At 75.6% G+C, this 13,403-nt stretch carries 10 protein-coding genes; 1 reads left to right on the top strand and 9 read right to left on the bottom strand.

The window, feature by feature from the left end; translation table 11 throughout:
- Positions 1-97 precede the first annotated feature (97 nt).
- From ftsW to mraZ, 9 genes are all read right to left on the bottom strand, one after another.
- Positions 98-1,378, bottom strand: a complete 1,281-nt coding sequence (gene ftsW / locus ATL51_RS26080; protein WP_100880234.1) for a putative lipid II flippase FtsW — start codon at positions 1,376-1,378, stop codon at positions 98-100.
- The gene (gene murD, locus ATL51_RS26075; protein WP_301549198.1) at positions 1,375-2,793 is read right to left on the bottom strand and encodes a UDP-N-acetylmuramoyl-L-alanine--D-glutamate ligase; all 1,419 of its coding nucleotides are present in this window, start codon (positions 2,791-2,793) and stop codon (positions 1,375-1,377) included. Before murD ends, ftsW begins: the two co-directional genes overlap by 4 nt.
- Positions 2,790-3,860, bottom strand: a complete 1,071-nt coding sequence (gene mraY, locus ATL51_RS26070) for a phospho-N-acetylmuramoyl-pentapeptide-transferase (RefSeq protein WP_062404548.1) — start codon at positions 3,858-3,860, stop codon at positions 2,790-2,792. Before mraY ends, murD begins: the two co-directional genes overlap by 4 nt.
- A complete protein-coding gene (locus ATL51_RS26065; RefSeq protein ID WP_100880232.1) occupies positions 3,857-5,302 on the bottom strand; it encodes a UDP-N-acetylmuramoyl-tripeptide--D-alanyl-D-alanine ligase in 1,446 nt (481 codons plus the stop codon). The genes mraY and ATL51_RS26065 overlap by 4 nt, the downstream gene beginning before the upstream one ends.
- Positions 5,303-5,396: 94 nt before the next feature.
- Complete coding sequence (locus ATL51_RS26060; protein WP_167410107.1) at positions 5,397-7,007, bottom strand: UDP-N-acetylmuramoyl-L-alanyl-D-glutamate--2,6-diaminopimelate ligase; 1,611 nt, start codon at positions 7,005-7,007, stop codon at positions 5,397-5,399.
- A gap of 367 nt (positions 7,008-7,374) precedes the next feature.
- Entirely contained in the window at positions 7,375-9,201 is a 1,827-nt protein-coding gene (locus ATL51_RS26055; RefSeq protein ID WP_100880231.1) for a peptidoglycan D,D-transpeptidase FtsI family protein, read from the bottom strand.
- Positions 9,201-9,887: a septum formation initiator gene (locus tag ATL51_RS26050; RefSeq protein ID WP_100880230.1), complete on the bottom strand. Its 687-nt coding sequence runs from the start codon at positions 9,885-9,887 to the stop codon at positions 9,201-9,203. The genes ATL51_RS26055 and ATL51_RS26050 overlap by 1 nt, the downstream gene beginning before the upstream one ends.
- 64 nt (positions 9,888-9,951) lie before the next feature.
- A complete protein-coding gene (gene rsmH, locus ATL51_RS26045; protein WP_073574078.1) occupies positions 9,952-10,950 on the bottom strand; it encodes a 16S rRNA (cytosine(1402)-N(4))-methyltransferase RsmH in 999 nt (332 codons plus the stop codon).
- 394 nt (positions 10,951-11,344) lie between these two features.
- Positions 11,345-11,776 (bottom strand): division/cell wall cluster transcriptional repressor MraZ, encoded by a 432-nt coding sequence (gene mraZ, locus ATL51_RS26040; protein WP_043276508.1) that lies wholly within the window; start codon positions 11,774-11,776, stop codon positions 11,345-11,347.
- Positions 11,777-12,448: 672 nt separating this feature from the next.
- Here mraZ and ATL51_RS26035 point away from each other — a divergent pair.
- Positions 12,449-13,402, top strand: coding sequence for an AAA family ATPase (locus ATL51_RS26035; protein WP_073574079.1), 954 nt, complete (start codon positions 12,449-12,451; stop codon positions 13,400-13,402).
- The last annotated feature ends 1 nt before the right edge of the window (position 13,403 follow it).

The raw sequence follows: 13,403 nt of genomic DNA, 5'->3' as shown, positions 1-13,403 counted from the left end.
CGGTGCCGTCGTTCCCGCCGGTCTGATCCGTACCCGTCACGCTCTCGTGCCCCTTGCGTCGTCCGTCGTGTCCGCTCCCACTCGGAGTGGGAGCGCCCTAGCGCGCCGCCCACCGCGACACCGGTGCCGGTGCGCGGTAGGGCTGCGGCAACGGCAGGCGCAGCAGCTTCGCCAGCCGCCCCTGCCCGTCCTTCCGGAGCGCGGCGACCGCCTCCGGCTCGTGCCGGGCCGCGTTCGTGAGCAGCCCGAACAGGAACATGGTCACCACCAGCGAGGTACCGCCGGAGGAGATCAGCGGGAGCTGCAGCCCGGTCACCGGCAGCAGTCCCACGACGTACCCGATGTTGATCGACGCCTGCACGACCATGCCCGCCGTCGACGTCGCGACGACGATCCGCAGCCACGGGTCGGTGTTGCGGGCGGCGATCCGCATGCCGGTGTAGGCCAGCGTCGCGAAGAGCGCGAGTACCGCGCCCGCCCCGACCAGGCCCAGCTCCTCGCCGATGATCGCGAAGATGAAGTCGTTGTGGGCGTTGGGCAGGTAGTCCCACTTCGCCCGGCCCTGGCCGAGGCCGACGCCGAACAGGCCGCCGTCGGCGAGCGCATACAGCGCCTGCGTCGCCTGGTAGGCCGGGCCCAGCGGGTCCGCCGACGACGACAGGAACGCCGTGATCCGGCTGGCCCGGTACCCGGCGGTCAGCCCGAGGATCACCGCGCCGGCCAGGCCGCCGCCCGCGATCAGCGCGAGCAGCTTCACCGGGGCGCCGCCGAAGTACAGCAGCGCGAGCATGATGATCCCGACCGAGATCGTCATACCGAGGTCGGGCTCCAGCACGAGCAGCGTGAAGATCACCAGCGTCACCGGGACGACCGGGTTGAGGGCGTGCTTCCAGCGGTGCATCACGGCGCGGCGGGCGGCGAGCACGTGGGCGCCCCACAGCGTCAGCGCGATCTTCACGCCCTCCGACGGCTGCAGCGAGACCGGGCCGAACGCGAACCAGGACCGGGCGCCGCCGCGCAGCGCACCGATCCCCGGGATCAGCACCAGGACCAGCGCGACCAGGCCGATGATCAGCAGTACCGGTGCCGCGGCGCGCAGGCGACGCGGGGGGACCCGCAGGCCCACGTAGAACAGCACCAGCCCGACCGCGCAGAACATCAGCTGACGGGTGAACACCGAGTACGACGAGCCGTCGCCGACCGACGACGCGGACAGCACCATCACCAGCCCGAACAGGGTCAGCAGCCCGAAGACGCCGAGGATCAGGTGCAGCGAGGTCAGCGGGCGGCGCAGCCAGCGCCGCAGCCGCAGCACGGCCCCGCGGGTGCCGGTCACGGCGGCCTGACCGAGCGTGCGGTCCGGCGCGGCCGGGCTCACCGGGACACCCCGGCCGCGGCCAGGCCGGCGACGGCGGCGGCGAACGCGTCGCCGCGGTGGGCGTAGTCGCGGAACTGGTCCATCGAGGCGGCGGCCGGGGCGAGCAGCACGACGTCGCCGGGGCGGGCCAGGCCGGACGCGCGGCGGACCGCGGCCGGCATCGGGTCCTGCAGGTCGGAGGGCGCCATCGGACCATCGTGTCCCGGCGCGACCTCCTCGACCGGGAGGCCGGGTGCGTGTCGCGTCAGCGCCTCGACGATCGGTGTCCGGTCCGTCCCGATCACGACGATCCCCGCCAGCCGCTCGGCGTGCGCGGCGGCGAGCCTGCCGAGCTCGGCCGGGTCGACACCCTTGAGCAGCCCGCCGACCACCCAGACGGCGCGGGCACCGGGCCGCCGGGCGGCGACGGCGGCCAGCGCGGCCCCGGCGGCGTGCGGGTTGGTGGCCTTGGAGTCGTCGAGGTAGGTGACACCGGCGTGCTCGCCGGCCGGGGCGCTGCGGTGCGGGCCGGGGGTGAACGCCGCCAGGGCGGCGCCGATGTGCTCCGGGTCCACACCGTGCGCGCGGGCCAACGCGGCCGCGGCGAGCGCGTCGGTGATCCCGGGCGGCCCCGGGGGGACGACGGCGTCGGCCGCCAGCAGTGCCCCGCCGCCGAACGCGCGGTCGGTCAGCACCCCGTCGGCGACACCGAGCTGTTCCGGTCCGGGCGGGCCGAGGGTGACCCCGACGCGTCGCGGTGCCGGGGACTCCCCGAGCAGCCGTGCGGCCACGGGGTCGTCGACCCCGCCGACCGCGACGTCGCCCAGCAGCGCGCGTGCCTTGGCCGCGGCGTAGGCGTCCGTCCCGCCGTGCCAGTCCAGGTGGTCCTCGGCGACGTTGAGCACCACGCCCGCGGCCGGGCGCACCGACGGCGACCAGTGCAGCTGGAAGCTCGACAGCTCGACCGCGAGCACCGCGTGGCCCCCCGCGACCGCGGTGACCACCGGGTGGCCGATGTTGCCGCAGGCGACGGCGTCGACCCCGGCGCGCGCGAGGATCGCGGCGAGCATCTCGGTGGTGGTGGTCTTGCCGTTGGTGCCGGTCACGACCAGCCACGACGGCGGTGTGTCGCGCAGCGCGCCGAGCCGCCAGGCGAGCTCGGGCTCCCCGATGACCTCGACGCCGAGCCCGGTGGCCTCGGCGACCAGCGGGTGGTCCGGCCGGCGCCCGGGCGAGGTGACGACGGTGCGGACCCCGTCGGGGATCCCGCCGCCACGCCACGGCTCGACACCGTCGGGCAGCGCGGACAGCGCGTCCGCGCGGTCGTCGGACAGGAGCACCCGGGCCCCCGCAGCCACCAGGGCCGTCGCGGCCGCGAGACCGGAGACACCGGCCCCCGCGACCAGGACCGGGTCCCCGCCGAACGGGCCGCTCACCCGGAACCCGACATGGACAGCCACTCGGAGTAGAAGATGCCCAGCCCCATCGCCGCGCAGATCGCGGCGAGCAGCCAGAACCGGATGATGACGGTCGTCTCGGCCCATCCGGCGAGCTCGAAGTGGTGGTGGAACGGTGCCATCCGGAACAGCCGGCGGCGCGAGGTGCGGAACACGATGATCTGCAGCGACACCGACAGCGCCTCGACCACGAACACGCCGCCGATGACGACGAGCAGCAGCTCGGTGCGGGTCACCATGGACAGCCCGGCGAGCAGGCCGCCCAGCGCGAGCGACCCCGTGTCGCCCATGAAGATGCGGGCCGGGGCGGCGTTCCACCAGAGGAACCCGATGCAGCCGCCCATCGCGGCGGCGGCGACCAGGCCGACGTCGAGCGGGTCGCGGACCTCGTAGCAGCCCGCGGTCGCGGCGATCGCGCAGTTGTTGCGGAACTGCCAGAACGCGATGATCACGTAGGTGCCGAGCACCATCGCGGCGGTACCGGCGGCCAGGCCGTCGAGGCCGTCGGTGAGGTTCACCGCGTTCGACCAGGCGGCGACGATCAGGTTGCACAGCAGCACGAACCCGACGACGCCGAAGCTCAGCACCGTGATGTCGCGGACGAACGACAGGCTCTCCGAGGCGGGCGCGAGGTTGCGCTCGTTCACGAAGCGCACCGCGAGCACACCGAAGATCGTCGCGGTCAGGACCTGGCCGACGATCTTGGAGGTCTTGTTCAGCCCGAGGTTGCGCTGACGACGGATCTTGAGGAAGTCGTCGAGGAACCCGACGACGCCCAGCGCGGTGGTCAGGAACAGCACCAGCAGCGCCGAGGCCGTGATCGGCTCCCGGGTGAACGCGTGCGAGCCCAGGTAGCCCACCCAGATGGCGAGCAGGATCGCCACGCCGCCCATCGTCGGCGTACCGCGCTTGGACTGGTGGCTCTGCGGGCCCTCCTCGCGGATCTCCTGGCCGAAGCCCTGCCGCGCGAAGAAGCGGATCAGGTACGGGGTGAGCAGGATCGACACCGCGAGCGCGAGACCCGCGGCCAGGAACAGGCCCCTCACCGGCACACCAGTCCTTCGGTCGTCAGCAGGCCGGCGGCGAGCCGCTCGAGCCCGGCGCTGCGGGAGGCCTTGACCAGCACGACGTCGCCGGGCCGGGTCCGCTCCCGCAGCAGGATCAGGGCGGTGGGCACGTCGGCGACGTGCTCGGCGCCGGGCCCGTAGTCGGGTGCGCCGACGGCGACCACCCGGGCCCCGGCGGCGCGGGCGTTCTCCGCTGCCGCGGCGTGCTCGGCGGCCGCGCCGTCCCCGATCTCGGCCATCGGGCCGAGGACCGCCCAGGCCCGGCGGTCCGGGCCGGCGATCTGCCCGAGCGCGACGATCGCGGCACGGACGGACTCGGGGTTGGCGTTGTAGGCGTCGTTGACGACGGTCACCCCGTCGGCGCGGTCGGTGACCTCCATCCGCCAGCGCGACGCCGGCGTCGCGGCGGACAGCGCCGCCGCGATCCCGTCCGGGGTGCCGCCCAGCTCGAGGGCGACCGCGGCGGCGGCGAGCGCGTTGGAGACCTGGTGCTCCCCCACCAGCCGCAGCGCGACGTCGGCCGAACCGGCCGGGGTGACCAGCCGGAACGACGCCCGGCCCGCGCTCAGGGTGACGTCGGTGGCCCGCACGTGGGCGTCCGCGGCGCGTCCGAAGGTGACGACCCGGGCGGGGGTGCGGGTCGCCATGGCGGCGACCAGCTCGTCGTCGGCGTTGAGGACGGCGACGCCGCCCCGCCCGCCGGGCAGGTCGCCCGGCGGCAGCGCCTCGACGAGCTCGCCCTTCGCCGTGGCGATCGCGGCGCGGGAGCCGAACTCGCCGAGGTGGGCGGACCCGACGTTGAGGACGACCCCGATCCGCGGTGGCGCGACCGCGCACAGCGCGGCGATGTGGCCGATCCCGCGGGCGGAGAACTCCAGCACGAGGTTGCGGGTGCCCGCGTCGGCGCGCAGCGCGGTGTACGGCGTCCCGAGCTCGTTGTTGAACGACTCCGGCGGCGCGACGGTCGGCCCCAGCGGGGACAGCACCGCGGCCAGCAGGTCCTTGGTGGAGGTCTTGCCCGCCGACCCGGTCACGCCGACGACGGCGAGCCCCGGCAGGGCGCCCAGCACGTGCCGGGCCAGGCGGCCCAGCCCGGCCAGGACGGCGGCGCCGGTCCCGTCGGGGTCGACCGCACCGAGGTAGGTGTGGCTGTCGCGGACCTCGACCGGCGGCACGACGACCGCGGGGGCGTCGACCTCGCGGCCCGCCAGCACCGCGGTCGCACCGCGGGTGACGGCCTGCGCGGCGAAGTCGTGGCCGTCGGCCCGCTCCCCCGGCAGCGCCAGGAACAGCCCGCCCGGCCCGATCCTCCGGGAGTCGAACTCGACGGCGGTGACCGGCGCGGCGGCGGTCTCGGTGTCGATGCGGTGCAGGCGGCCGCCGGTCACGGCCGCGATCTCCGCCGGCGTCATCTCGATCATCGCCCGCTCGCCTCCACCGGTCCGATCCGTCCTCCTGCCCGTGCGCGGTTCGTGCCGGGTGCCGGCACGCCCTGCCCTGTCGCCCCGCGGCGCGTCACGTCGCCGCCCGGATCGCCGCCACCAGCTCGTCGGTGTCATCGAACGGGTACTTGACGCCGTTGATCTCCTGGCCGGCCTCGTGGCCCTTGCCGGCGACCACCACCGCGTCGCCAGGGCGGGCCGAGCGGACCGCGTAGACGATCGCGCTGCGCCGGTCGCCGATCTCGATGACGTCACCGCGGGCGGGCTCGCCGAACGCGCCGTCGAGCATCGCGCGGCGGATCGCGCCGGGCTCCTCGCTGCGGGGGTTGTCGTCGGTCACGACGAGCACGTCGGACCGGATCGCGGCCGCGGCGCCCATCAGCGGGCGCTTGCCGGTGTCGCGGTCCCCGCCGCAGCCGAGCACGGTGATCACCCGCGCGTGCGGGCGGACCTGGCGGCGCAGCGCGTCCAGCAGCGCGGCGACGGCGGCCGGCTTGTGCGCGTAGTCGACCACGCCCAGCCAGGGCTGACCGGCGTCGACGCGCTGCATCCGGCCCGGCACCGACGCCCGGGCGAACCCGGCCGCGGCCACCTCGGGGTCGATCCCGTCGGCGTCCAGCACGGCCAGCGCGACGAGCGCGTTCGCGACGTTGTAGCGGCCGGGCAGGCTCAGCGTGACCGGCACCGCGAGCCCGCCGGGGCCGACCGCGGTGAAGGTCTGGGTGCCGTCGGGGTGGGCGGTGAGGTCGCGGACCGTCCAGGTGGCGGGCGCGCCGCGCGGGTCGGAGGAGACGGTGACCGCGTCCCGGTGGCGGGCCGCCAGCCGGCGGCCCCACTCGTCGTCGACGCAGACGACGCCGTGCCGCGCGGCCTCCACGCCCGCCCCGCCGCCGCCGAACAGCCGGGCCTTGGCCTCGAAGTAGTCGGTCATCGTGGGGTGGAAGTCCAGGTGGTCCTGGGACAGGTTGGTGAAGGCCCCGGCGGTGAACCGGGACCCGCCGACCCGGCCGAGCGCGAGCGCGTGACTGGAGACCTCCATGGCCACGTCGGTCACGCCGGCCTCGACCATGACCGCGAACAGCGCCTGCAGGTCCGGTGCCTCGGGGGTGGTGAACGCGCTGGGCAGCGCCCGGGCCGGGTGGCCGGGGACCTGGACCCGGGTCCGCACGGTGCCGAGCAGACCGGTGGCCCTCCCGGCCGCGGTCAGGCCCGCCTCCAGCAGGTGGGCGACGGTCGTCTTGCCCGAGGTGCCGGTCACCCCGAGCACCCGCAGGCGGGCGGTGGGCTCGCCGTAGACGGCGGCCGAGACCGGGCCGAGGACCTCGCGCGGGTTCGGGTGCACCAGCACCGGGAGCCGGGAGTGCCGGATCTCGGGGCGGTCCGCGCCCGCGCCGTCGGTGAGGATCGCGCCGGCGCCCGAGGCGATGGCCTGTGCGGCGAAGTCGGCGCCGTGGGCGCGGGCGCCGGGCAGGGCCGCGAACAGGTCGCCGGGGCGCACCGAGCCCGCCCGCAGGGTGGCGCCGGTGACGGTGTGCGGTCCGGCCGCGGGGTCGAGCAGCGGGCCGGGCCCGCTGCCCGCGGTGCGCGGGTTCAGCTCGGCGCCGGCGAGCCGCCCGAGCAGGGCGACGTCGACCGGGCGCACCTGCGACGGGCGGTCCGGCAGCGACTCGAGGGATCCCGCCACGTCACCCGTCCCCGTCCGGTCGCCCTGCACGCCACCCGGCCCGCCGCCGAGCGCGGATCCGCCGGTGCTCCGGGAGCGGGCGGTGGCTGCGGTGTGGAGGTCGGGCACAGGCCGGAGGTTACCGACCGGCGCGGGCCGCCCCTCGTCCCGGTCAGGCGCCCGCGACCGCTCGCGGAGGAGGTCGCGGCGGGCGGCGGAACGACGACCGGCACACGGCCGTCCGACGAGCCGGATACGGCCATCCGGCGCAGGTTCCGGGCCGGTGGGCGGCTCGTCGGGCGGGGTGCACGGCGGCCCGGCCGGGCCCCGTACGGGTGGGCAGCGGCCGGGACCGTCCGACGCAGCCGGACCGCACCCGGCCGCGCCGTCACCGGATCTGCAGGGTCTGCACCGGCTGCGGCGCGGTCTGGACCGGCACGGCGTCGCGCTGGGCCAGGTAGGAGGCGATGTCGTGGAACAGCGGCGCCGCGCTCGTCCCGCCCTTCGGGGCGTCGAGCATGATCCCGATCACGAACCGCGGGTCCTGGGCCGGGAGCATCCCGGCGAAGGTGATCCAGTACTGGGAGCGCGAGTAGGCCCCGGTCGCCGGGTCCACCTGCTGGGCGGTGCCGGTCTTGCCCGCCACCTCGTAGCCGGGCACCGCGGCGGCGGGCCCGGTGCCGGACTGGCCGTGCGCCTTCTGGGTGACGGCGGTGAGCATCGTCCGCAGGGTCTGCGCGGTCTGCGGCGACATCACCTGTACCGGCTCGGGCGCCTCGGTCGGTACCCGGACGCCGTCCGGGCCGGTCGTCGCGGCGACGATCCGCGGCGGTACCCGGACGCCGTCGTTGGCGATGGCCTGGTACATCCCGGCCATCTGCAGCACGGTCATCGACAGGCCCTGCCCGATCGGCAGGTTGCCGAAGGTGGAGCCGGACCAGGTCGCGCGGGCCGGGACCCGTCCGCCGCTCTCGCCGGGCAGCCCGACACCGGTCTTCTGCCCGACGCCCATCTTCGCGAGCATGTCCGAGAAGCGGTCCTCGCCGACCTTCTGCGCGGTCATCAGGGTGCCGACGTTGGAGGACTTCGCCAGCACGCCGGTCAGCGTGTAGCGGTCGACGCCGTGCGCCCAGGCGTCCTTGATCGTGCGGTCGGCGACCTCGATGCTGCCGGGCACGTCGAGCACGTCGTCGGGCTTGGCGACGCCGGCCTCCAGTGCGGCGGCCATGGTGACGACCTTGTTGACCGAGCCGGGTTCGAAGGGCGTGGTGACGCCCTTGTTGCCCAGCGAGTTCGGGTCCGCGGACAGCAGCTGGGCCGGGTCGAACGAGGTGTTGTCGGCGAGCGCGAGCACCTGCCCGGTGGCCCGGTCGAGGACGACGGCCGAGCCGCTGCGCGCCTCGGCGCGGCCCGCGTAGTCCGCGAGCATCCGCTGCACCTGGAACTGCAGGTCGGAGTCGATCGTCAGCTGCACGTCGGAGCCGGACACCGCGGCCTGCTCGGAGCGGACGCTGCCGGGGATGACGGTGCCGCTGCCCTCGGCGGTGTCGGCGATCTGGAAGCCGTCGCGACCGGCGAGCAGTTCGTCGTCGGAGGACTCCAGGCCGATCCGGCCGATCAGCTTCTGCGCGTCGGCGCTCCAGGTCGCGGCGCCGATGATGTTCGAGGCCAGCGTCCCGTTGGGGTACTGGCGCGCCTCGCGGCTCTCCTCGGCGATCTCCGGGAACTGCGTCCGGAGGTCACGGGCGGGACCGGGGTCGACCGCGGTGGCCATCACGACGTAACCGCGGTCGCTGTTCAGCGCCCGCTTCAGTTCCTCGGGGTCGCCGTGGGTCACCGCGGCGACGGCGTCGGCCATCCGGTTCTTGTAGGCCACCGCGTCCGCGCCCTTGGTGGAGTTGATCAGGCGCGGGTTGGTGACGAGCGCCTTGGACTCGGTGGAGAACGCCAGCACGGCGCCGTTGCGGTCGCTGATCGCGCCGCGCTCGGCCGGGATGACGATCCGGCTGGCGCGTTGCTTCTCCGCGTCCGCGGTCAGCGTGCCCGCCTGCACCGTCTGGACGACGACGAGCTTCGCCCCGGACACCAGCAGCAGGGCGGCCAGCGCCACCCAGGCCAGGCGCAGCCGGAACCGCGGGTCGTCGGCCGGGGACCGGCGCCGGCCGCCCCGCGGACCCTGCCCCCGCGGCCGGGGGCGCGGCGGCGCGTAGACCATCAGTTCCCGCCCGCCGCCCGGGTGTCGGCCGGGACCTCGTGCTCGGTGCCCTCACCGGCACCGGCGGCGCCGCCCGCGGCGGCGCCCGGAGCGGCGTCACCGCCCTCGGCGGCCGGGTCGGTGGTGGCCGCGCCCGGCTGCTGCCCCTGCTGCGCGGGAGGGGCCTGCGGGGCCGGTGCGTCGGCGGCGGGCGGGGCGGGCGGCGCCGCGGCGACGGCGGCACTCGGCTCCCCGACGACGTCGACGCGCCCGTCCGGTGCGACCACCAGGCGTGCCGGGTCGGTCACCCGGACCATGCCCTGAGCCGCGGCGCGGTCGGCGAGCGAGCCGGGGCTCTGCAGCACCGTGACCTCCTTGCGGAGCGCCTCGGACTGCTCGGTGAGCGACGCGGTCCGCTCCCGTGCCGCCTGAAGCGAGTAGGAGTCGGCCGCCGCGGCGGTCGACAGCCACAGCGTCGCGATCAGACCCGAGACCAGCAGGACCATCACGACCAGCACGAACTTCGCGCGGCCGGTGTTCTCCCTGGCCGCGCTACGGCGGCGCTGGTCGGCCACCCGTCGGGCGTCGCCGGGGCCGCGCTGGGCCGGGATCCGCGGAGGTGCCGCGGTACGACGGCTCTGGCGGGTGTCGGGCCGCTGCCGGCCACCGCCCGGGGTGCCCGGGCGCTCGATGACGGGTGTGCTCATCGGGGGTTCCTGCCTCTCCGCCGTGCCGGTGCTGCCTGCGTGCTCGGATCCGTGCCACGGGTGCTCACGGCCCGTCCTCCACGCGTTCCGCCGCGCGCAGCCGTACCGGGGCGGCCCGCGGGTTGCGGGCGATCTCGGAGTCGGACGCCTGCTCGGAGCCCCGGCTGAGCAGCCGGAACTCCGGTCCGTGTCCGGGAAGCTCCACCGGCAGGTCCACCGGCGTCCGCGAGCGGACGCGCTCGGCGAGCACGCGCTTGGTGATCCGGTCCTCCAGCGAGTGGTAGGACAGGACGACGATCCGCCCACCCGGGGCGAGCGCGTCCAGTGCCGCGGGCAACGCGTCGCGCAGGACCTCGAGCTCGCGGTTCACCTCGATGCGCAGTGCCTGGAAGGTCCGCTTCGCCGGGTGCCCGCCGGTGCGCCGGGACGCGGCCGGGACCACGCCGTAGAGCAGCTCGACGAGCTCGGTGCTGCGGGTGAACGGGCGCTTCTCCCGGGTCCGGACGATCGCGTTGGCGATCGGTCCGGCGAACCGCTCCTCGCCGTATTCCCGCAGGATCCGGCGCAGTTCGCCGGCGGCGTAGGAGTTCAGGACGTCGGCGGCTGTCGGCCCGGTGGTCGGGTCCATCCGCATGTCGAGGTCGGCGTCGCGGGAGTAGGAGAAGCCACGGGCGTCCTCGTCGAGCTGGAGCGAGGAGACGCCCAGGTCGAACAGGATGCCGTCGGCGGCGGGCACGCCCGCCTGCTCCAGCGCGCCGGCGACGTCGTCGTAGACGGTGTGCACCCGGTGCAGCCGGTCGGCGTAGGCGGTCAGCCTGCGGCCCGCGAGCTCGAGGGCCTGCGGGTCGCGGTCCATGCCGACGACGGTCAGCCGGGGGTGCGCGGCCAGCAGCGCCGCCGCGTGGCCGCCCATGCCGAGAGTGGCGTCCACGTAGACGGCATCGCGGTCGCGCAGCGCGGGGTCGAGCAGCTCGGAGACGCGGTCCAGCAGGACCGGGGTGTGCCGGTCACCGGGCGCGCGCTCGTCGCGCGGGGTGGCGCCGTCGCCGGAAGTACCGTCCACGTCCCACCCCCCGGTGCGCCGTCCGTCCCCGTGTGGTGCGTGCGTGTCGTGCGGGCCGTCGGTGCGGCGGCCGTACCCGGTCCCGGCCACGGGGGCCGGGACCGGGAGGGTCGATGTCCGTGGGTGTGGCGTGCCGGCTCCCACAACCGGTCCGCTCCACGCCCGAAGACGCGCGGGCGCCACCGCGCCACCCGAACTCCCCAGTCGGGGTGGGCGCCGGCGCCGTCCCCACCCGGGGGCCGTGCCGAGACGGACCTGGCACCGGGGAAGGTGTGCCAGGGCCGACTCGATCACGGCACCCGGGTCGGGGCGGCGACGGTGGTGTCGTCCGCTGTCGGTCGTGCTGTCCTGCTCAGGTACTGCCACCATCCGTCGTCCCGCCCGCCAGCGGAACTCAGAACAGCCCGGGCAGAACCTCCTCCTGGGCCTTGGCGAACTCGTCCTCGTGCCGCTCCTGGTACTCCTGCCAGGCCTGCGCGTCCCAGATCTCGGCGCGCGTGAACGCGCCGATCACCACGCAGTCCTTGGACAGTCCGGCGTACCGGCGCAGCTCGGACTGGATCGCGATCCGGCCCTGGCCGTCGGGGTTCTGCTCGTCGGTGCCCGAGAAGAGGTTCCGCTGGAACACCCGCGCCGACTCGTTCGTCAGCGGGGCCGCGGCGATCTTGCGCGCCATCTCGGTGAAGGCGTCACGGGTGAACACGTAGAGGCAGTGGTCCTGCCCTTTCGTGATCATGCAGCCGCCTCGCAACTCGTCGCGGAATTTTGCGGGCAGCGTGAGCCGCCCCTTGTCGTCCAGCTTCGGGGTGTAGGTGCCGAGGAACACCGACCCCACCTCCACCTGGGACCCCTGTTCGTCCCAGCGATCACCACACTACCCCACACTCACCCACCGTCAACCCGAGACGGGCGGATCTCCGACCACCGGTCCGATGTCTTCGCAGGTCAGAGGTGGTGGGGGACAGTGGGGGTGCGCGACGCGCCACCCGGTCGCGCGACGCCCGGAGGCCGTTTCCGGCCACTCCGGCCGCACCTGCGCCCACCGCTCCCCCACCGGCGTCGTCCCAGGTCAGGGACGGTTCTCGGGCCGATCGGGTCGTCCGGGGTGGGGACGGGTGGGGAGCCGGTGGGGGGACCGTGGTGAGCCCGGGTGGGGGGCGGTGGGGGGATCGGCGGACGCGCGGTGGAGCGGCGTGGGGAACCACCGTGGGGCGCCGTGGGGGCCTCGTGGGAGACCTCGCGCCCGGGGCCGCCGGGGCGAGTCCCGGAGCGCTCCGCGTTCGGCCGTACGGGGCAGCGGCGCGAGGCGGGTGGCGGCGCCCGGTCCCGATCGGGGGACGTTTGACAGACTGGGGTCACCCGAGCCGTCTCCTGAGGAGGCCCGTTGTCGTCGAGCGCGCCGTCCGCGCCCTCCGTGCCACCCGTCCCGTCGCCGTCCGGTGGTCCCCTCCGCCGGGCCGAGGCCGGCGGTGCGCACCCCGGTTTCGCGCCCGAGCCGATGGACGCCGCCGCCGTCGCCGACGCGGCGGGCCGGATCGCCGCCGCGATGGCCCGGATCATCGTCGGCAAGCCCGACACCATCCGGCTGGCCCTGGTCGCGATGCTCGCCGAGGGGCACCTGCTCGTCGAGGACGTGCCGGGCGTCGGCAAGACCACGCTGGCCAAGGCACTCGCCCGGGCCGTCGACGGGGCGGTGAGCCGGGTGCAGTTCACCCCGGACCTGCTGCCCGGCGACATCACCGGCTCGTCGGTCTACAACCGGCAGACCTCGGAGTTCGAGTTCCGGCCCGGCCCGGTGTTCGCCAACGTCGTGATCGCCGACGAGATCAACCGGGCCTCGCCCAAGACCCAGTCGGCGCTGCTGGAGTGCATGGCCGAGCACCAGGTCACCGTCGACGGCGGCACCTACCCGCTGGGTGACCCGTTCATGGTCGTCGCCACCCAGAACCCGGTGGAGATGGACGGCACCTACCCGCTCCCCGAGGCCCAGCAGGACCGGTTCACGGTCCGCGTCTCGGTCGGCTACCCGGACCCGGCGGCCGAGCTGGCGATGCTGGAGGAGCACGGCTCGACCGACCCGCTGGAGCGGCTGCGGCCGGTGACCGACCTGCGCACGCTGCGGTCGATGATCGCCGGGGTCCGCGGCCTGCACACCGCGGCGGAGGTGCGCCGCTACTGCGTCGAGGTCGTCGGGGCGACGCGGCGGCTGCCCGAGGTCCGCCTCGGTGCGTCGCCGCGCGCGACCCTGCACCTGCTGCGGGCCGCCCGCGCCTGGGCGGCGACCGCCGGGCGCGGCTACGTCGTGCCCGACGACGTCCAGGCCGTCGCCGTCCCCGTCCTCGCGCACCGGCTGGTGCTGGGCCCCGAGGGGGTCGCGGCCCGCCGGACACCGGCGGACCTGGTGCGGGCCGCCGTCGCGCGGGTCGCGGTGCCGTCCCCGCCGCGGAGCTGAG

Source organism: Pseudonocardia alni, from assembly GCF_002813375.1.
Lineage (GTDB): Bacteria > Actinomycetota > Actinomycetes > Mycobacteriales > Pseudonocardiaceae > Pseudonocardia > Pseudonocardia alni.
Note: the sequence above shows the minus strand (reverse complement) of the source record. Positions and strands in the feature narration are given on the sequence as shown.

Excerpts from the sequence above, each read along its gene's own strand:
- ATL51_RS26050 (WP_100880230.1), bottom strand. The coding sequence starts at position 9,887 with ATGAGCACACCCGTCATCGAGCGCCCGGGCACCCCGGGCGGTGGCCGG.
- ATL51_RS26065 (WP_100880232.1), bottom strand. The coding sequence starts at position 5,302 with ATGATCGAGATGACGCCGGCGGAGATCGCGGCCGTGACCGGCGGCCGC.
- ATL51_RS26035 (WP_073574079.1), top strand. The coding sequence starts at position 12,449 with ATGGACGCCGCCGCCGTCGCCGACGCGGCGGGCCGGATCGCCGCCGCG.
- ATL51_RS26055 (WP_100880231.1), bottom strand. The coding sequence starts at position 9,201 with ATGGTCTACGCGCCGCCGCGCCCCCGGCCGCGGGGGCAGGGTCCGCGG.